The sequence below is a fragment of the Caulobacter sp. GW821-FHT09B11 genome (genome assembly GCF_059418205.1).
In genome coordinates, this window is record NZ_JBWKPK010000025.1 from 70,865 (window position 1) to 88,094 (window position 17,230).

Genomic DNA, 17,230 nt, shown 5'->3' on the forward strand with positions numbered 1-17,230 from the left:
ACGTCGCCTGAAGGAAGAAACGCGCCGTGCCCGGCGTTTAATCCACAACTCGATAATTATTCCACTCCACGCGCGTTCCGGCCATCGTTCTCGCGCGGCCAATGTTTTTCGTGAGTTCAGGAGATCGCGTTGCGAAGGAAAATCGTCCTGCCGGTCGTCGCGGTCTGCGCCCTGGTTCTGGGACCGGCGGCGGCCTCGCGCGCCCAACTGCTGCCGGGCGGCTTGCCGTCTTTGCCCAGCCGGCTGCCGGTGGTCTCGGACGTCGTCGAGGGCGCGCAGGATCTGACCACGCGCACCATCGAGGGCGTGCGCGACCTGGCGGGGCTGGACCGGCTGCAATCCCTGCTGAAGGCCAATCCCCGCACGCTGGAAGCCGACGACCAGGGCCGGCCCGCCGTGCGCGGCGAGGTGCTGGCCGTGTCGCCCAGCCCGCAGGCGATCGAACAGGCCCTGGCCAGGGGCTTCACCGTGCTGCGCCGCGAGCGATCGGGCGATCTCGGCATCGAACTGGTCGCCCTGGCCCCGCCGCGCGGCATGGACGCCCGCCAGGCCGTCCGCGACCTGCGGGCGCTGGATCCGGGCGGCGACTACGACTTCAACCATATCTACGCCGGCGCCGGCGTGGCGGTCGTCACGGGGCTGGCGGCGGGCGTCGCGTCGGACAAGGCCGCGGCCGGCGGCGCGCGGGTCGGCCTCGTCGACGGCGGGATCGATCTGGGTCATCCGGACTTTCGGGGCGTCGCCATCGAGCAGAAGGGCTTCGCCAAGGGCGCGCCCAGGGCCGGGGCGCACGGCACCGCCACCGCCGCCCTGATCGCCGCCCGAGGCTACGGCGCGGCCGGCCCCGGCGCGCGGCTGCTGGCGGCCGACGTCTATGGCGTGGGGCCGACCGGCGGCTCGGCCTCGGCCATCGTCGGAGCGCTGTCCTGGATGAGCGCCGCCAAGGTTCCAGTGGTCAATGTCAGCCTGGTCGGCCCCGACAACAGCGCGCTGCGGGCGGCGGTCAAGGCGCTGGTCGGGCAGGGCGTGCTGGTCGTCGCCGCCGTCGGCAACGACGGCCCGGCCGCGCCGCCGCTCTATCCGGCCTCCTATCCCGGCGTGATCGCCGTGACCGGCGTCGACCGGAAGGGACGGGCGTTGCTCGAGGCCGGGGCCAATCCGCAGGTGGCCTTCGCCGCGCTCGGCGCCGAGGTGCGCGCGGCCGCGCCCGGCGGACGGACGGCCAGCCTGCGCGGCACCTCGTTCGCGGCCCCGGTGGTGGCCGGACGGCTGGCCCGCCTGACGAGCCGACCCGACCCGGCGCGCGCCCGGGCAGCTGTCGCGGACCTGGCCCGCTCGGCCCGGGATCTGGGCGCGCCGGGGCCCGACAAGGTGTTCGGCGCCGGGCAGGTCGATGCGGGGCGCTAGGAAAAGTCGAAGAGAGTCAGGCTGATAACGCTGAGAGACTGATTTTCGAATTTCTCGAAAAAATTTGTCGTCGGAGGGAAGAAAAGCGCGGGAGCCGGCGTTTGACGGGTCAGGAGGCGGACAACGCCCCACGGAAAAGACCCTTCAAAGGAGACGACCATGCGCAAGATCTCGTTCCTGATCACCGCCGCTTCCGCCGCCGTTCTGATGGCCGCGCCGATGGCCCACGCCCAGCTGCTGGGCGGTTCGGGCGGCGGCGGCCTGACGGGCGGTCTGGGAGGCGGCATGGGCGGTCTCGGCGGTCAACTGGGCGGGACCGGCGGTCTCGGCGGCGGCCTGACCTCGCCGGACACCAGCGGCCTGGGCTCCACCGTCACCGGCACGACCGGCCGCGTCCGCGACCGCGCCGGCGACACCACCTCCACCGTTCGCGGCAAGGCGCGTGACGCCGCCGGCCGCAGCCGCGGCGCGGCGACCGGCGCGGTCGACACCGCCCGCAACGCCGCTTCCAGCACCAATGCTTCCGGCGCGGCCAACGGTTCGGGCTCGGGTTCGGCCACGGCTTCGGCCGATCAGCTGACCGGCGCTCTCAGCGGCTCGGGCTCCGGTTCGGGCTCGGTCGCCGCCCCGGACACGAGCGGCCTGACCTCCACGGCCTCGGGCGCGGCCTCCAACGCCGCTTCGCGAGCCCAGGGCGCGGCCGGTTCGGTCCGTGACCGGGCGACCAACGCCGCCGGCCGCACCACCAGCGCCGCCCGCACCGCCGCCGGTTCGGCCCGCGACGCCGCCAGCTCGACCTCGGCGACCGGGAACGGCGCCCTGAACGCCGCCGGCGCGGCCAGCCGCGACGGCGTCTCGGGTTCGACCAGCGGCTCGGGCTCGTCCAGCGCCTCGACCAAGAAGGGCGGGACCAGCCAGTCGGGCTCGCTGGGCCTCAGCGGCTCGGCCTCGCGCAGCGGCGCCAGCGCCTCGGCCAACGGCGGCGGCTCGGGCTCGGCCGACGTCAAGACCGGCAACAACTAAGCCGGCTGCTCCGTGGGACCAGGGGCGGTCTTCTGATCGCCCCGCCTTTCGGATCCCCAAAAGAAAAGGCGGCGTCCTCGCGGACGCCGCCTTCGTCTTGTTCAGTCCGTGAGACCGATCAGCTGTCGAGGAAGCTGCGCAGCTTCCGCGACCGCGACGGGTGCTTCAGCTTGCGAAGCGCCTTGGCCTCGATCTGACGGATCCGTTCGCGGGTCACCGAGAACTGCTGGCCGACTTCTTCCAGCGTGTGGTCGGTGTTCATGCCGATGCCGAAGCGCATCCGCAGAACACGTTCTTCCCGAGGCGTCAGCGAGGCGAGCACGCGGGTGGTGGTTTCCCGCAGGTTCGACTGGATGGCCGCGTCGATGGGCAGGACGGCGTTCTTGTCCTCGATGAAGTCGCCCAGGTGGCTGTCTTCCTCGTCGCCGATCGGCGTTTCGAGCGAGATCGGCTCCTTGGCGATCTTCAGGACCTTGCGCACCTTCTCCAGCGGCATGGCCAGCTTTTCGGCCAGCTCTTCCGGGGTCGGCTCGCGGCCGATCTCGTGCAGCATCTGGCGGCTGGTGCGGACGATCTTGTTGATCGTCTCGATCATGTGCACCGGGATGCGGATGGTCCGCGCCTGGTCGGCGATCGAGCGGGTGATGGCCTGACGGATCCACCAGGTGGCGTAGGTCGAGAACTTGTAGCCGCGGCGATATTCGAACTTATCGACGGCCTTCATCAGGCCGATGTTGCCTTCCTGGATCAGGTCCAGGAACTGCAGGCCGCGGTTGGTGTACTTCTTGGCGATGGAGATCACGAGGCGGAGGTTCGCCTCGACCATTTCCTTCTTGGCCTGACGGGCCTCGCGCTCGCCCTTCTGCACGGTCTGGACGATGCGGCGGTAGTCGTCGATCGGCACGCCGGTTTCAGTGGCGAGGGCGGCGATCTCCTGGCGGATGTCGCCGACCGAGCTGGTGTCGTTCTCGACGAACTTGGTCCAGCGCACGCCCATGCCCTTCACCTGGTCGACCCAGGTGGGGTTCAGTTCGGAACCGAAATAGGCCTTCAGGAACTCGGCGCGGCTGATGCCGTAGCTGTCGGCCAGGCGCAGCAGGCGGCCTTCCAGGCCGATCAGGCGCTTGTTGATCGCATAGAGCTGCTCGACCAGAGCCTCGATGCGGTTGTTGTTCAGCTTCAGCGTCTTCAGGTGCTGGATGATCGTCGCCGACAGGCCCTCATAGGCCTTGCGGTCGGCGTCGCTCAGGTCTTCGCCCTTCAGGCGGCTGCCGACCAGCTTGTCCTGCAGCTTGCGGAAGGTCTCGAACTCGCTGGCGATGGCGTCGAGGATGGCCATGACGCCTTCGCGCAGTTCGCCTTCCATGGCGCTGACGGTCGGGCCGGCGCCGTCGTCGAAGTCGTCCTCGTCCTCGCCTTCGCCCTCGGGCTTGGCTTCGCCGGCCTCGTCGTCGACGGGCTCGGCCGGACCTTCGTCGTCCTCGGCCGCGGGCTGGGCCGCGCCGCCGTTGATGGCCGCGTAGGTGCCTTCCAGGTCGATGACTTCACGCAGCAGGATGCGGCCGGTGCTCAGTTCCTCGCGCCACACCATGATGGCTTCGAAGGTCAGGGCGCTTTCGCAGAGGCCGCGGATCATCGTGTCGCGGCCGGCCTCGATGCGCTTGGCGATGGCGATTTCGCCCTCGCGGCTCAGCAGTTCGACCGAGCCCATCTCGCGCAGGTACATCCGCACCGGGTCGTCGGTGCGGTCGTAGGCGGCCGGCTTGTCGCTGGTGATGACCGTGGTGTTCTCGTCGCGGGTGGCGACTTCGCCGCCCTCGGCGTTCTCGGCGTCTTCCTCGGCCTCGACGACGTTGACGCCCATCTCGCTGAGCATGGCCAGGGTGTCTTCGATGGCGTCGGGGCTGACTTCTTCCGAAGGCAGCACCTTGTTCAGCTCGTCCATCGTGACGTAGCCGCGGGCTTTCGCCTGCTTGATGAACTTCTTTACGCCGGCGTCGGTCAGGTCGAGCAGAGGGCCGTCGCCACCGGTGGCTTCGGGCGCTTCGGTCTCGGCCGTGGAATTGTTGCTCATCAAGCTCTCCGAAATCGACGCCGCCCCTTACCGAGAGGGACGGGCCGAGAATGCCTCAACATGTCGCCGGCCTTCCGCGGATCCTCGCGAGTTCGGGTCGGTGACTGCTTCCAAGGGTTAGGACCCCGCTGCGCAGGCGCTCCAGGCTTCCAGCATCATCGATGAAAAAAATTTCGACGTTCTGTGAACTAACGCACGAAAAACCACGGGGTAACGCTCCGCGCGAAATTGGCGGAGGGCGGCGGCTTCGAGCGCGGCGTTCATGAACGTCGACCTTTCGGATCGACGACCGCTGGGACCTGGCGCGGCGAGGATGACATCCTGTTTCAAGCAGGGCGCGCGCTGTGCGTTGGCGGCCCGATCGATGTCAAATCAGCTGCGTGGCAAATCCTTGAGTCGGCAAATGGCTGTGGGTGACGCCTGTGTCAAGATGGCGTGCGCGAAGATGGCTGTTTCTCGGCGTTTCCGCCGGACGCCGCCGGGCGCGCTTCCAGATGCGTCCGTATGCCACGCCGGGCCCTTAACCGTGTCGCATACCGTCGCTCTATAGACTGCCGCGCATGGCACAGGGCGACACGGTCATCGACAGAGAGGCGCGCAGGCTTGCCGCCTTGAAGTCCTATCAGGTGCTCGACACCCCGCGCGATCCCGCGCTGGACCGCCTGACGGCGCTGGCCGGCAACCTGTTCGGGGCGCCGATCGCCCTGGTCTCGCTGGTCGACGAGGAACGCCAGTGGTTCAAGGCCCGGGTCGGGCTAGACGTGGAGTCCACCAGCCGCGACATCGCCTTCTGCACCCACGCCATCGAGATGGGTCCCAACGCGGTGATGGTGGTCGAGGACGCCACGCTCGATCCCCGCTTCGCCGACAATCCGCTGGTCGTCGGCCAACCCGACATCCGCTTCTACGCCGGGGCCGCCCTGACGACGAAGGACGGCGACAACCTCGGCACGCTGTGCGTCATCGACGACAAGCCGCGCCCGCGCCCTTCCGACGCTGAACTGGAGCGTCTGAAGCTGCTGGCCGGGGTGGTCGTTGACGAGTTCGAACTGACCAAGGCCCACCGCCAGGCGCGCGAGAAGCAGCGCCTGCTGGAGATCGCCGAGAGCATGGCCAAGGTCGGCCACTGGCGCTACGACCTTGCGACCGGCCTGACCACCTGGTCCGACGCCGTCTACGAGATCCACGGCCTGCCGCGCTCGGGCTTCGACCCGCAGGTCGACGACGCCATCGCCTATTATCATCCCGAAGATCGCGACCATGTGCGCGACTGCCTGCAAAGGGCGATCGACACGCGCAGCGGCTTCGAGTTCCAGCTGCGCCTCCAGCGGCCCGACGGCGCGCTGCGCCACGTGGCGGCGAAGGCGGTGTGCGAGGAGGGGCCGGACGGTCAGCCGGTGGCCCTGATCGGCCTGCTGCAGGACGTCACCGACCATGTCGAGGCCCTGCGCGCGGCCGAGCGCAGCGCCAGGCGCTACAAGCTGCTGACCGAGAACGCCAACGACCTCGTCACCAAGATGGATCGCGAGGGGCGCTTCACCTACGTCTCGCCCGCCGTGAAGGCGGTGACCGGCTACACGATGGAGGAGGTCGTCGGCCGCCGCGCCATCGAGTTCATCCATCCCGACGACCATGCGCGCGTGCAGGCGGCCTTCGCCGACCTGCCGACCGGCCCCTCGGCCTGGCGCATCGAATACCGCATCCTCTGCAAGGACGGCTCGGTGCGCTGGATGGAGGCGCGGCCGACCCTGGCGCGCGATCCGCAGACTGGTCTGATGAGCGCCGTCACCGACGTGATCCGCGACATCACCGACCACAAGGCCGCCGAGATCGCCCTGGCCGAAAGCGAGGCCCGCTACAGGCTGCTGGCCGACAACGCCATCGACATGATCTCGCGGTTCACGCCCGACGGCGCGATCGTCTACATCACGCCCAGCTGCCGGCGCGTGCTGGGCTACGAGCCCGAGGAGATGGTCGGCCGGCGGGTCATCGACATGACCCATCCCGACGACAAGGGCGTGCTCGTCGACTACTACCGCGACCTGATCGCCCGCGGTCCCGGCGTCGTCGCCGAGCCCTTCCACTTCCGAGGCCAGGCCAAGGACGGCCATTGGGTCTGGCTGGAAGGCCAGCCGACCCTGTTCTTCGACGAGGCGGGCGTCCTGACCGGCATCCAGGACGTCGTTCGCGACGTCACCACGCGCAAGGCCCTGGAGGCGCAGCTGCAGCAGGCCCGGGCCGAGGCCGAAGCCGCCGCCGGGGTGAAGGCCGAGTTCCTGTCCAACATGAGCCACGAGCTGCGCACGCCGCTGACTGCCGTGCTGGGCTTCTCGCGGATGATCGAGGCGCAGCCGGAGCTGTCGCCGGTCACCCGCGCCTGGGCTGGCAAGACCGTGGCCGCCGGCCAGGCCCTGCTGTCGACGGTCAACGAGATCCTCGACTTCTCCAAGCTGGAGGCGGGCCAGGTCGAGATCGACCTGGAGCCGTGCGACGCCCGCGCTCTGCTGGGCGACGCCCTGTCGCTGTTCTCGCTGCAGGCCGAGGCCAAGGGGATCGCCCTGGTGGCCGACGGGCTGGAGCGCCTGCCGTCCAACCTGATGCTGGCCCCCGACCGGGTGCGTCAGGTGCTGCTCAACCTGCTGGGCAACGCCGTGAAGTTCACCGACGCCGGGGCGGTGGAGCTGGCGGCCGTCCACGCCGACGGGCGGCTGACCGTGACGGTGTCCGACACCGGTCCCGGCATGCCGGCTGAACGCCTGGGCGAGCTTTTCAAGCGGTTCTCGCAGATCGACGGCTCGTCCACCCGCCGCCATGGCGGCACGGGCCTGGGCCTGGCCATCTGCAAGGGGCTGGTCGAGGTGATGGGCGGCGAGATCGGCGTCGACAGCGCGCTGGGGCAGGGGGCCAGGTTCTGGTTCAGCCTGCCGGCCGCGGGCGTCGAGGCGCCGCAAGCCGTGGGCCGCGCCGATCCAGCCGCGGTTCTGCTGCCGGCCGGCTGCCGGGTGCTGGTGGTCGACGACAATCTGGTCAACCGCGAACTGGTGGGCGCGGTGCTCGACGGCTTCGAGGTCGAACTGGCCCAGGCGGCCGACGGCCAGGCGGCGATCGAGGCCGCCTCGCTCCAGCCGTTCGACGTCATACTGATGGACCTGCGCATGCCGCTGATGGACGGCGAGACCGCCGCGCGCCGCATCCGCGAGGGCGGCGGACCCAGCAGCGGCGCCTCGATCCTGGCCTTCTCGGCCGACGCCGACCCCAAGCTTTCCGAGGGCCTTTTCGACGGCGTCCTGGCCAAGCCCCTGGAGATCGGCGCGCTCCTAGGCGGCATCGCCGCCGCGCTCGGCCGCGAGCGACGGGCGGCGTAATGATTTCCCTCTCCCCTTGCGGGAGAGGGTGGCCTCCGAAGGAGGTCGGGTGAGGGGTCTCTCAAAGCTATCCGTTGCGACAGCGGATCGACTGGATGAGGCGTCTCATGTCTGAGAGACCCCTCATCCGTCGGCTATCGCCGACACCTTCTCCCGCAAGGGGAGAAGGGACTAGTGAGCCGGCTGCCAGAATTCCAGGTTGCTGATCTGGCGTTCCAGGATGGCGATGCGGTCGCGCAGGTCGCGGGTGGCGGTCAGGCTGGCGGCGGTGACCGGCTCCTCGCGCATGGCCCTCAGGGCCCGCTCGGCGTCGCCCACCTCGACGATGGCCTCGTAGCAGGACGCCCATAGGACCCGGGCCCGCTCGCGCTCCATCTTCGGATCGAGGAACGGCGGGGTCAGCGTCGCGGCCAGGCGGTCGAGTTCGGCCAGTTCCTCGCCCCGGCCCTTGCGGATCAGCACGTCGCGGAAGGGCGTCTCGTCGCCGATGTCGTCGATCAGGGCCTCGAACACCTCGTGGGCCAGGCCTTGCAAGCGCGCCTCGCCAAAGCCGATCCGTTCCAGCGCCTCGTCATAGGGGCGCGCCCAGGCCGGATGGTTGACGGCGGCGATGGCCACGGCCGCGTGGAAGGGGTTCAGCCGGCGGCCGATCTGCTCGCGGGCGATGCCGCGGATGCCCGGATCGGGCGGACCGCGATCGCGGCCGCGCCAGTTTCCAACGCCGCCGCCGCCGTTTCGCGGCGTGAACGGACGGCCCTCCCCATAGGCCCCACCCTGGCCGCCGCCCCCGCCGCCATAGGCCGGCTTGGGAAACAGCAGGTCGAGCTTGGCGTAGAGGTCGTCCTTGTAGGCGCTGGCCAGGTCCTTGTCGGCGATCGTGCCCGCCGCCGCGCGCAGGCGCTGCTTGAGGCCCGCCTTGCGTTCGGGCGTATCGAGCGGCTCCAGGTCGCGCTCGCGCACGAACAGCGCCTCGACGAAGGGCGTGGTCTGCGTGACTTGGGATTTCAGCGCCGCCGGACCTTGCTCGCGCAGCACGTCGTCGGGATCCTTGCCGCCGCTGACGATCGAAAAGCGGAACGAGCGGCCGGGCTTGAGCAGCGGCAGGGCGCGGTCGATGGCCCGGCTGGCGGCGCGCTGGCCGGCCTTGTCGCCGTCGAAGCACAGGGTCGGCTCCGGATGCAGACGCCACAGCGCCTCCATCTGCTCCTCGGTCAGGGCCGTGCCCATGGCCGCCACGGCGGCCAGGTTCGCGCGCTGGCACGCCACGACGTCCATGTAGCCCTCGACCACCAGCAGCGGCGTCTGCTCGTTGGGGGCCGCCGCCTGGGCCGCATGCAGCAGCTTGCGCGCGTCATAGAGGCCGTAGAGCACGCGGCTCTTGTGGAAGAGGCTGGTCTCGGGGCCGTTCAGGTACTTGGCGCGGGCGTTGGGATCCATGGCCCGGCCGCCGAACGAGACGACCTTGCCGCGCGTGTCGGTGATCGGAAAGATGATCCGGTCGCGGAAGCGGTCGTAGGGCGCCCCGCCGTCCTCTGGCGCGATCAGCAGGCCGGCCTCCACGAGGTCGCCCGGCTTGGCGCCCTTGGCGATCAGATAGTCCTTCAGCGCCGTGCGGCCGTTGGGGGCGAAGCCGATGCGGAAGCGGCTCCACTGGTCTTCGGGCAGGGCGCGGCGGTCGAGATAGGCGCGGGCGTCCTTGCCGACCGGGCGACGCAGCTCGGCCTCGAACCAGGCCGCCGCCAGCTCCATCCAGTCGCCCAGGCCCGCGCGCTTGCGGTCGTCCTGGGCGGCGCGGGCGTCGGGCTCGGGCAGGCTCATGCCGGCCTCGGCCGCCAGCCGCTCGACCGCCTCGGAGAAGGTGAGCCGCTCGGTCTCCTGCAGGAAGCTGATGATGTCGCCGTGCTTGCCGCTGGAGAAGCAGTGGTAGAAGCCCTTGTCGTCGTTGACGAAGAACGACGGGCTCTTTTCCTTGGTGAAGGGCGACAGCCCCGCGTACTCGCGACCCTGCCGCCGCAGCTTCACCGTCTTTCCGACCACGTCGGAGGGGCGAAGTCGGGACTTCAGTTCTTCAAGGAAGCGGTCGTCGAAGCGCATGGCGGTAGAGCGCCAACATAAGGCCGCGCGCGCGGGATGACACTCCTCCTCAGGTGACAACCTCACAAGCGGCTTTGGACTTATCCCCGGCGATCCACAGCTAGCGTCGCCGTGGACCAAAGAAGCGTCGCACTAGGAACAGCCCTCGGACCCTCCCGTTCTGGTGCGGGGGTCGCCTCGACGCGTCCCCACGCCACACAGAGCCACGGAGAACACCCATGCCCGAGTCCCGCTGGAACGACCGTGAAGGCCGCTTCGAGATCGACCGCGAACGCGATTTCGACGACGAGCGCGGCTATGGCTACGACGCCTCTCGCCGCCAGGATCGCTACGCCCAGGATCCCGACTGGCGCGACCGCTACGCCGCCCGCGAGCAGCGCAGCTACGGCGAGCCCCGCCACCGCTCTTCCGGCCGGGGTGAACTGCGCCGCGCCGTCAGCCAGGGCGGCGACATCGGCTACGGGACCATCCGCTCGGGCTCGGACTACGCCTCGGGCCGCGGCTATCGCGCGCCGGGCGACTACGGCCAGGTGGGCGGCTTCGACTTCGGCGGCTCCACGGCCGACTACGGCGGGGGCGGCTATCGCGGCGAGGCACCGGACTATGGCGACCGCGCCTATTTCGACCGCCGCCATGAGCGGGAGCGCAACTACTATACCGACGGCCCCGGACGCGGCCGCGCCCATGGCCGCCATTCTCATGACCGCTACGACGAGGATCGCGGCTGGTTCGACCGCGCCCGCGACGAGGTCTCGGCCTGGATGGGCGACCACGACGCCCAGCGCCGCCGCGAGCACGACGCGGCCCTGCGCGCCGACCATCGCGGCCGCGGTCCCAAGGGCTATCGCCGCTCCGACGAGCGCATCCGCGAGGACGTCAGCGACCGCCTGACCGACGACGGCTGGCTGGACGCCTCGTCGATCGAGGTCGCGGTCAAGGACGGCGAGGTGACGCTCACCGGCACGGTCCACGCCCGCGACGACAAGCGCCGGGCCGAACTGCTGGCCGAAAGCGTCTCGGGCGTCGATCACGTGCAGAACAACCTGCGCCTGGATCGCGGCGTCGAGGCCAAGGCCGGCGACTGGTCCCTGCAAGGCAACGCGCCGCAGCAGGGCGTGACGGGCAAGGCGTAACTCGCAACCCCAATTCCTCGTCATCCCGGAAGCCTCGTAGAGGCTATCCGGGACCCAGGGGACTGGGTGTGGCGGTCGATCCCGCGCATCCAGCGGTAGCCGACGCATTGCGGCGGCCCCTGGGTCCCGGCTCTACGCGCTACGCGCTCCGGCCGGGATGACGACTTTTGGGGGCCTGATGGTCCTAAGTGATCATCCCTAGCTTGGCTGGCCGCGCGCTTGGGACCATTTAGGCCCCATGTCCGAGTCCGAAGCCCCGCAACCCGCCTTCTCCGACGCCGAGATCGACGCCCTGGTCGAGACCTTCTACGCCAAGGTCCGTCGCCATCCGCGCCTGGGGCCGATCTTCATCCACGTCATCGCCGAGGACGCCTGGCCCCATCACATGGCCACGCTGAAGAACTTCTGGGCGACGGTGCTGCAGGGCTCGGGCCGCTACAAGGGCTCGCCCATGGCGGTGCACCAGCGGATCGAGGGCTTCCAGGAGTGGATGTTCACGCCGTGGCTCAATCTCTTCCACGCCACCTGCGTGGAGCTGTTCGACGCCCCGCGCGCGGCGATCGTCGGCGAGAAGGCCGAGCGCATCGCCCGTTCGCTGAAGCTGGGCCTCTTCTTCCGTCCGGGAGCGCCGGCGTGAGCGGTTTGTCCGAGAGGATCGAGGCTGAAGGCTTCGCCATCGTGCCGGCCGCGCGGACCCGCGACCTGCTGGGCGGCCCACCCGACTGGGACGTGTTCGCCGACAGCTGGAACGACCTGGGCGTCGACGGCTTCATGGCCGACGGCGGCCGTTATCGCCGTCGCCGGTTCGCGGCCTTCGCCGCCCTTGCCGATGGGGCGATCGCCCGCAAGCCGCACCAGCCGCACTATCAGAGCCGCGACTACAACGCCCTGAACGGCGGCGTGCAGCGGTGGTTCGAGCCGGTGACGCAGGCCATCGCCGAACATCCCGTGACCACGGCCGTGCTCAAGGCCGGCCTAGAACTCTTTCATCCCCTGACCGTCGATCCTCCGGCCGCCTGGCATGTCGAGCTGCACCAGTTCCGGATCGAGGCCCACGACGGCGAGGCCGGCCGGCCGACGCCCGAGGGCATGCACCGCGACGGCGTCGACTGGGTGATCGTCATGCTGGTGGAGCGCCACAATGTGGCCAGCGGAGTCACCGACATCTTCGCCCCGGACGGTCGCGCCCTGGGCTCCTTCACCCTGACGGAGCCGGGGGACGCGGTGTTCCTCGACGACCATAGGGTCCTGCACGGGGTGACGGCGATCAGCCCCCTCGAAGCGGGACGCGAGGCGCGCCGCGACGTGCTGGTGGTCACCTTCCGACGGGAGGATTAGAGGCGTCCGACAAAGGTCGAGGGGGCGCGACCGTTTGTCTCACTCCACCTGGGGGAGAGGGCGTGCAAGCCTCCGCTCCTTCGCGAAACGAGCGCCGCCCTCATGACCGACGACGCCCATTCGCTGTCCGCCTCCGGCCGTCGGGACGCCTTCTCGGCGACCATGGCCGACGCGGTCCCGATCCTGATCGGCTATGTCGGCGCCGACCGCCGCTACCGCTTCGTCAACCGCGCCTACGAGACCTGGTTCGGGGTGCGCCGCGCCGACATCGAGGGCCGCTCTCTCGTCGAGGTGATGGGCGAGGCCGCCTACGAGCGGGTGCGCGACCATGTCGACGGCGCGCTGGAAGGGCGCAGCCTGACCTTCGAGGGCGAGCTGTCCTATGCGGGGGCGGGCGTGCGCCATGTCGAGGCGCAATACGTGCCCGACATCGCCCCCGACGGCGCCGTGCTCGGCTACTACGTGCTGGTCACCGACATCTCCGCCCGCAAGAAGGCCGAGGCCGAACTCGCCCGCCTGCTGGTGCGCGAGCGTCGCCGGGCGCTGATGCTCGACCTGGGCCGCCAGCTGCGCGAGGAGACCCAGGTCGCCGCCATCGCCAACCGCGCCTGCCAGGTGCTGGCCGGGCAGCTGGGCGTGCAGCGAGCCGGTTACGCCGAGGTCGATCTGGCCGCCGTCTCCACCCAGATCATCGGCGAATGGGGCGGGGAGGGCGTGCAGCCCCTGGTCGGGCCGCTGTTCGTGCTCGACGACTTCGGTCCGGCCATGAGCGACGACCTGCGGGCCGGGGTGCAGGTGGTCATCGACGATATCCGCCAGGACGTCCGCACCCGCGATCCGGCCGTCCTGCCGGCCTACGCCGCGCTCGACATCCTGGGCTTCGTGGCCGTGCCGCTGATCAAGGCCGGGCGGCTGGTGTCCTATCTCTTCGTCTGCCAGGAGCAGCCGCGCACCTGGAACGCCGACGAGGTGGCCTTCGTCGGCGACGTCGGCGAACTGATCTGGGCCGCCAGCGCCCGCGCCCGCGGCGAGGCGGCGCTGCGCCAGGCCGAGGAGACCGAGCGCCTGCTGATCCGCGAGGTCGACCACCGGGCCAAGAACGTGCTGGCGGTGGTGCAGTCGCTGGTCCAGCTGACTCCCTTCGTCGACAAGCGCCAGTACGTCACCGCGCTCAGCGGCCGGATCGGTTCGCTGGCCCGCTCGCACAGCCTGCTGTCGACCACCCGCTGGACCGGCGCCGACCTGCGGGCCCTGCTGGAACAGGAACTGGAGGCCTACGGCTTCGAGCACGAGACCCGCGTCGTCCTTTCCGGACCGCCGGTGCTGATCCGGGCCGAGGCGGCCCAGTCGCTGGGCCTGGTCGTGCACGAGCTGGCCACCAACGCCAGCAAGTACGGCGCCCTGTCGGCGCCTGGCGGAACCCTGGAGGTCCGCTGGGACTGGCAGGCGGGAATCCTTGTCCTCGACTGGCGCGAGACCGGCGGCCCGCCGGCGGTCGCGCCGGTCCGCCGCGGCTTCGGCTCCACCCTGATCCAGAACGCCGGCAAGCAGCTGGGCGCCAAGGTCTCGCACGACTGGCGGGCCGAGGGCCTGCATTGCCGGCTCGAGCTGACGCGCGGCGCCTTGCCCGCCGCGGCCGGTCTCGAACGCTCCGCCGCCGCCCCGTCGCCCGCGCCCGATGGCGGCCTGCAGGACCAGCGCGTGCTGGTGGTCGAGGACGAGGCCCTGGTGGCCATGGAGCTGGCCCGGGTCCTGGCCCTGGCCGGCGCCCAGGTGGTCGGTCCGGCCGGCGACATCGACGAGGCGCTGGAGCTGATCGAAAGCAGCCTGATCGACAGGGCCGTGCTCGACGTCAATCTCGGCGGCCGCATGGTCACGCCGGTGGCCAAGGCCCTCATCGAACGGGACATCCCCTTCGTCTACCTGACCGGCTACCAGGAGCCCGGCCTCGACGACGGCCCCGTGCTGCACAAGCCTGCCGCGCCCGAGGCCCTGGTCAGCGCCCTGGCGGGACGGCGGGCGGAGCCGGTCTAGGTCGGTTTCCCCACCCCCTTAAGCTCCCGTCATTCCCGCCCTTGTGGCGGGAACCCCTGGGTCCGCTTTCACGTGAAGCGCCAGCGGCGTGCTGAGCACGCCGCCCCATCCACATCTGCGGCTGACAGAGGGCTTCCCGCCACAAGGGCGGGAATGACGGGAAGAAAAGGAAGGCGTTACGGCCTTGCAGAGACATCCCGCCGCATCCCTGCACCTTGACTCCGCGCCCTCAAAAGATCAGAACAAAATGGGAACGGAGGTCGCCATGCCTGGCTCGCGCGAGGCGCGTATCGAGGCCCTCAGAGGTCGGATCGCCGCCATTCAGGCGGGGACTCGGACTCCGACTCCGGTCCTGCCGTTCGGCGATCCGCGCATCGACGGCCATCTGCCCGGCGGGGGGCTGCCGAGAAGCGGCTGGCACGAAGTGGTCGGCGAAGGCCTGGAGGGCGAGAGCGGGGCGGCCACGGCCGCTTTCGCGGCGCTCCTGGCCCGGCCCCGGGCCGCCAAGGGGGCGGTGGTCTGGGTGCTGCGGCGGTCGGACCTCTACGTTCCGGGCCTCGTGAACCTGGGCTTTCCGGTCGAGCGGCTGGTGGTGGTGCGGGTCCGCGACGAGGCCGAGGGGCTCTCGGTGCTGGAGGACGCCCTGGCCACGCCCGGCGTCGCCGTCGCCATCGGCGAGGCCGAGGCGCCGGACCTCGTCGCCGGCCGCCGGCTGCAACTGGCCTGCGAGCGGGCGGGAGGCTTCGGCCTGGTTCTGCACCGCCGGCCCTATGGCGGACCGGCCAAGGGCGCGACCGGCTCGGCCGCCTTCAGCCGCTGGCGCGTGGGTCCATCGCCAGGCCGCGCGCCGCCAGATGGCCTGGGACTTGGCCCGCCCGCCTGGCGCGTGACGCTGGAACGCTGCCGGGGCGGACGCCCGGGGGCGTGGATCCTGGAACATTCGGAGGCCGACCATGGCCCGCATCCTTTCCGTGTGGTGTCCGAACTGGCCGATCACGACCTGGCTGAGACACCACCCGAACGCCTTCGCCGAGCCGGGTGAGGGGGAGGCCCCCTCAGTCGGCTTCGCCGACAGCTCCCCCAGAGGGGGAGCATCTAACGAGCGTGGACCAAAATCCTCCCCCTCTGGGGGAGGTGGCCCGGAGGGCCGGAGGGGGTCTTCGTCGCCGCAAGACCCCCCCTTCGCTCTCCTCGTCTCCGAACGCGGAACCCGCCGCCTCGCCGCCGTCAACGACGCAGCCCTGGCCCTGGGCCTCTCCGCCGGCCAGAAGGCCGCCGACGCCCTGGCCCTGGTCCCGCAGCTGGTCACCGCCGACCACGACCCGGAGGCCGACCGCCGGGCGCTGGAGAGCCTCTGCGACTGGTGCGTGCGCTTCTCGCAGGCCGTGGCGGTCGACGGCGACGACGGCCTGCTGCTCGACATCACCGGGACCGATCACCTGTGGGGCGGGGAGGGCGCCATGCTGGCCGACCTGCTCGACCGCCTCGCCCGCTGGGGCGTGCCGGCCCGCGCGGCGATCGCCGACACCGCCGGCGCCGCCTGGGGGCTTGCTCGCCATGGAGAGGCCGGCCGCGACCAGGCGGTGGTCCCGCCCGGCGGCCAGGGCGAGGCGCTGGCGAGACTGCCGGTTGCGGCCCTGCGGCTGGACGAGGCCGCGCAGGCCCAGTTGCCGCGCCTTGGCCTGCATCGCGTCGGCCAGCTCTACGGCCTGCCGCGCGCCCAGATGGCCAAACGCTTCGGCCTTTCCTTCACCCAGCGCCTCGACCAGGCCCTGGGCGCGGCGGGCGAGGCCCTGGTCTTCCGCCGTCCGGCCAGCCCGTGGTTCGAGCGCCTGGCCTTCTTCGAGCCGATCAGCGCGCCCGACGACCTGGCCCGCGTCGCCGCCGACGTGCTGGCCCTGATCTGCAAGCGCCTGGAGGCCGAAGGGCGGGGCGCAAAGCGCTTCGAGGTCGTGTTCCACCGCCTGGACGGCAAGGCCTTCGCCGTGCCGGTCGGCCTGGCGCGCCCGGGCCGCGACGCCAGACGGCTGACCAAGCTGGTCGCGCCCAAGCTCGACCGGGTCGATCCGGGGTTCGGCATCGACGTGGTCACCGTCCACGCCTTCGCCGTCGAGGCTCTGGCCCAGGGACAGTCGCGCATCGACGCCGAGCTCGACGCGGCCGAGGCCCTTGCCCCGCTGGTCGATCGCCTGGTCAACCGCCTGGGCGAGAGCCGGGTCTGGCGGCCCGATCCGGTCGAGAGCCACGTTCCCGAACGCGCCGTGGCCCGCGCCGCGCCCCTGGCCCCGATGGCGACCGCCCGACCGTGGAACCCCGACCTGCCACGCCCGACGCGCCTTTTCCGCCGGCCCGAACCCATCGAGGTGATGGCCAAGCTGCCCGACGACCCGCCCCTGCGCTTCACCTGGCGCGGCCGTCCTCACCGCGTGCGCGCCGCCGAAGGCCCTGAGCGCATCGGCCAGGAATGGTGGCGCGGCGACTTCGACGCGGCGGGGCCGGGCAAGATCCGCGACTACTACCGCGTGGAGGACGAGGCCGGCGGCCGCTTCTGGATCTACCGGCAAGGGCTCTATGGCGACGGCGACATGCCGAAATGGTGGCTGCATGGCCTGTTTGGTTGATCCAGGAGCGTGGAGCGAACTCCTCCCCCGCAACGCGGGGGAGGGGGACCGCGAAGTGGTGGAGGGGGCGAGACTGGGCGCCGAGCTTGAACTCGCCCCCTCCGTCACGCTGCGTATCCGCAGCGCGCCACCTCCCCCGTT

The 17,230-nt window shown here is 70.7% G+C and carries 11 protein-coding genes; 9 read left to right on the forward strand and 2 right to left on the reverse strand.

Annotated features, from left to right (window positions below; translation table 11 throughout):
- Window positions 1-129 precede the first annotated feature (129 nt).
- Together AC07N1_RS18355 and AC07N1_RS18360 are read left to right on the forward strand one after the other, a co-directional pair.
- Entirely contained in the window at window positions 130-1,407 is a 1,278-nt protein-coding gene (locus AC07N1_RS18355) for a S8 family serine peptidase (protein WP_494673087.1), read from the forward strand.
- A 159-nt stretch (window positions 1,408-1,566) separates the two neighbouring features.
- On the forward strand, window positions 1,567-2,430 hold the full coding sequence (locus AC07N1_RS18360; RefSeq protein ID WP_494673088.1) for a hypothetical protein: 864 nt from the start codon (window positions 1,567-1,569) through the stop codon (window positions 2,428-2,430).
- A gap of 118 nt (window positions 2,431-2,548) precedes the next feature.
- Here AC07N1_RS18360 and rpoD read toward each other — a convergent pair whose 3' ends face one another.
- On the reverse strand, window positions 2,549-4,504 hold the full coding sequence (gene rpoD / locus AC07N1_RS18365) for an RNA polymerase sigma factor RpoD (RefSeq protein WP_494673089.1): 1,956 nt from the start codon (window positions 4,502-4,504) through the stop codon (window positions 2,549-2,551).
- A 611-nt stretch (window positions 4,505-5,115) separates the two neighbouring features.
- Here rpoD and AC07N1_RS18370 point away from each other — a divergent pair.
- Complete coding sequence (locus AC07N1_RS18370) at window positions 5,116-7,869, forward strand: PAS domain S-box protein (RefSeq protein ID WP_494673090.1); 2,754 nt, start codon at window positions 5,116-5,118, stop codon at window positions 7,867-7,869.
- A 171-nt stretch (window positions 7,870-8,040) separates the two neighbouring features.
- On the opposite strand, the gene dnaG is transcribed toward AC07N1_RS18370, so the two are convergent.
- Complete coding sequence (gene dnaG, locus AC07N1_RS18375) at window positions 8,041-9,963, reverse strand: DNA primase (protein WP_494673091.1); 1,923 nt, start codon at window positions 9,961-9,963, stop codon at window positions 8,041-8,043.
- Window positions 9,964-10,181: 218 nt separating this feature from the next.
- Between dnaG and AC07N1_RS18380 the strand changes: the two genes are divergently transcribed.
- The 6 genes from AC07N1_RS18380 to AC07N1_RS18405 all read left to right on the forward strand — a co-directional run bounded on the left by AC07N1_RS18380 (window position 10,182) and on the right by AC07N1_RS18405 (window position 17,089).
- Window positions 10,182-11,096 (forward strand): BON domain-containing protein, encoded by a 915-nt coding sequence (locus tag AC07N1_RS18380; RefSeq protein ID WP_494673092.1) that lies wholly within the window; start codon window positions 10,182-10,184, stop codon window positions 11,094-11,096.
- A 238-nt stretch (window positions 11,097-11,334) separates the two neighbouring features.
- Window positions 11,335-11,733 carry a group III truncated hemoglobin gene (locus tag AC07N1_RS18385; protein ID WP_494673093.1) on the forward strand — a complete coding sequence of 133 codons (399 nt, stop codon included), beginning with the start codon at window positions 11,335-11,337 and terminating at the stop codon, window positions 11,731-11,733.
- A 5-nt stretch (window positions 11,734-11,738) separates the two neighbouring features.
- On the forward strand, window positions 11,739-12,434 hold the full coding sequence (locus AC07N1_RS18390) for a 2OG-Fe dioxygenase family protein (protein ID WP_494673100.1): 696 nt from the start codon (window positions 11,739-11,741) through the stop codon (window positions 12,432-12,434).
- Window positions 12,435-12,536: 102 nt separating this feature from the next.
- Complete coding sequence (locus tag AC07N1_RS18395; RefSeq protein ID WP_494673094.1) at window positions 12,537-14,468, forward strand: HWE histidine kinase domain-containing protein; 1,932 nt, start codon at window positions 12,537-12,539, stop codon at window positions 14,466-14,468.
- Between the two features lie 265 nt (window positions 14,469-14,733).
- The gene (locus tag AC07N1_RS18400) at window positions 14,734-15,510 is read left to right on the forward strand and encodes an ImuA family protein (protein WP_494673095.1); all 777 of its coding nucleotides are present in this window, start codon (window positions 14,734-14,736) and stop codon (window positions 15,508-15,510) included.
- The gene (locus tag AC07N1_RS18405; RefSeq protein ID WP_494673096.1) at window positions 15,422-17,089 is read left to right on the forward strand and encodes a DUF6504 family protein; all 1,668 of its coding nucleotides are present in this window, start codon (window positions 15,422-15,424) and stop codon (window positions 17,087-17,089) included. The genes AC07N1_RS18400 and AC07N1_RS18405 overlap by 89 nt, the downstream gene beginning before the upstream one ends.
- Window positions 17,090-17,230 lie beyond the last annotated feature (141 nt).

Coding starts and splice junctions, on each gene's coding strand:
- AC07N1_RS18360 (WP_494673088.1), top strand. CDS start 1,567: ATGCGCAAGATCTCGTTCCTGATCACCGCCGCTTCCGCCGCCGTTCTG.
- rpoD (WP_494673089.1), bottom strand. CDS start 4,504: ATGAGCAACAATTCCACGGCCGAGACCGAAGCGCCCGAAGCCACCGGT.
- dnaG (WP_494673091.1), bottom strand. CDS start 9,963: ATGCGCTTCGACGACCGCTTCCTTGAAGAACTGAAGTCCCGACTTCGC.
- AC07N1_RS18380 (WP_494673092.1), top strand. CDS start 10,182: ATGCCCGAGTCCCGCTGGAACGACCGTGAAGGCCGCTTCGAGATCGAC.
- AC07N1_RS18385 (WP_494673093.1), top strand. CDS start 11,335: ATGTCCGAGTCCGAAGCCCCGCAACCCGCCTTCTCCGACGCCGAGATC.
- AC07N1_RS18395 (WP_494673094.1), top strand. CDS start 12,537: ATGACCGACGACGCCCATTCGCTGTCCGCCTCCGGCCGTCGGGACGCC.
- AC07N1_RS18400 (WP_494673095.1), top strand. CDS start 14,734: ATGCCTGGCTCGCGCGAGGCGCGTATCGAGGCCCTCAGAGGTCGGATC.
- AC07N1_RS18405 (WP_494673096.1), top strand. CDS start 15,422: ATGGCCCGCATCCTTTCCGTGTGGTGTCCGAACTGGCCGATCACGACC.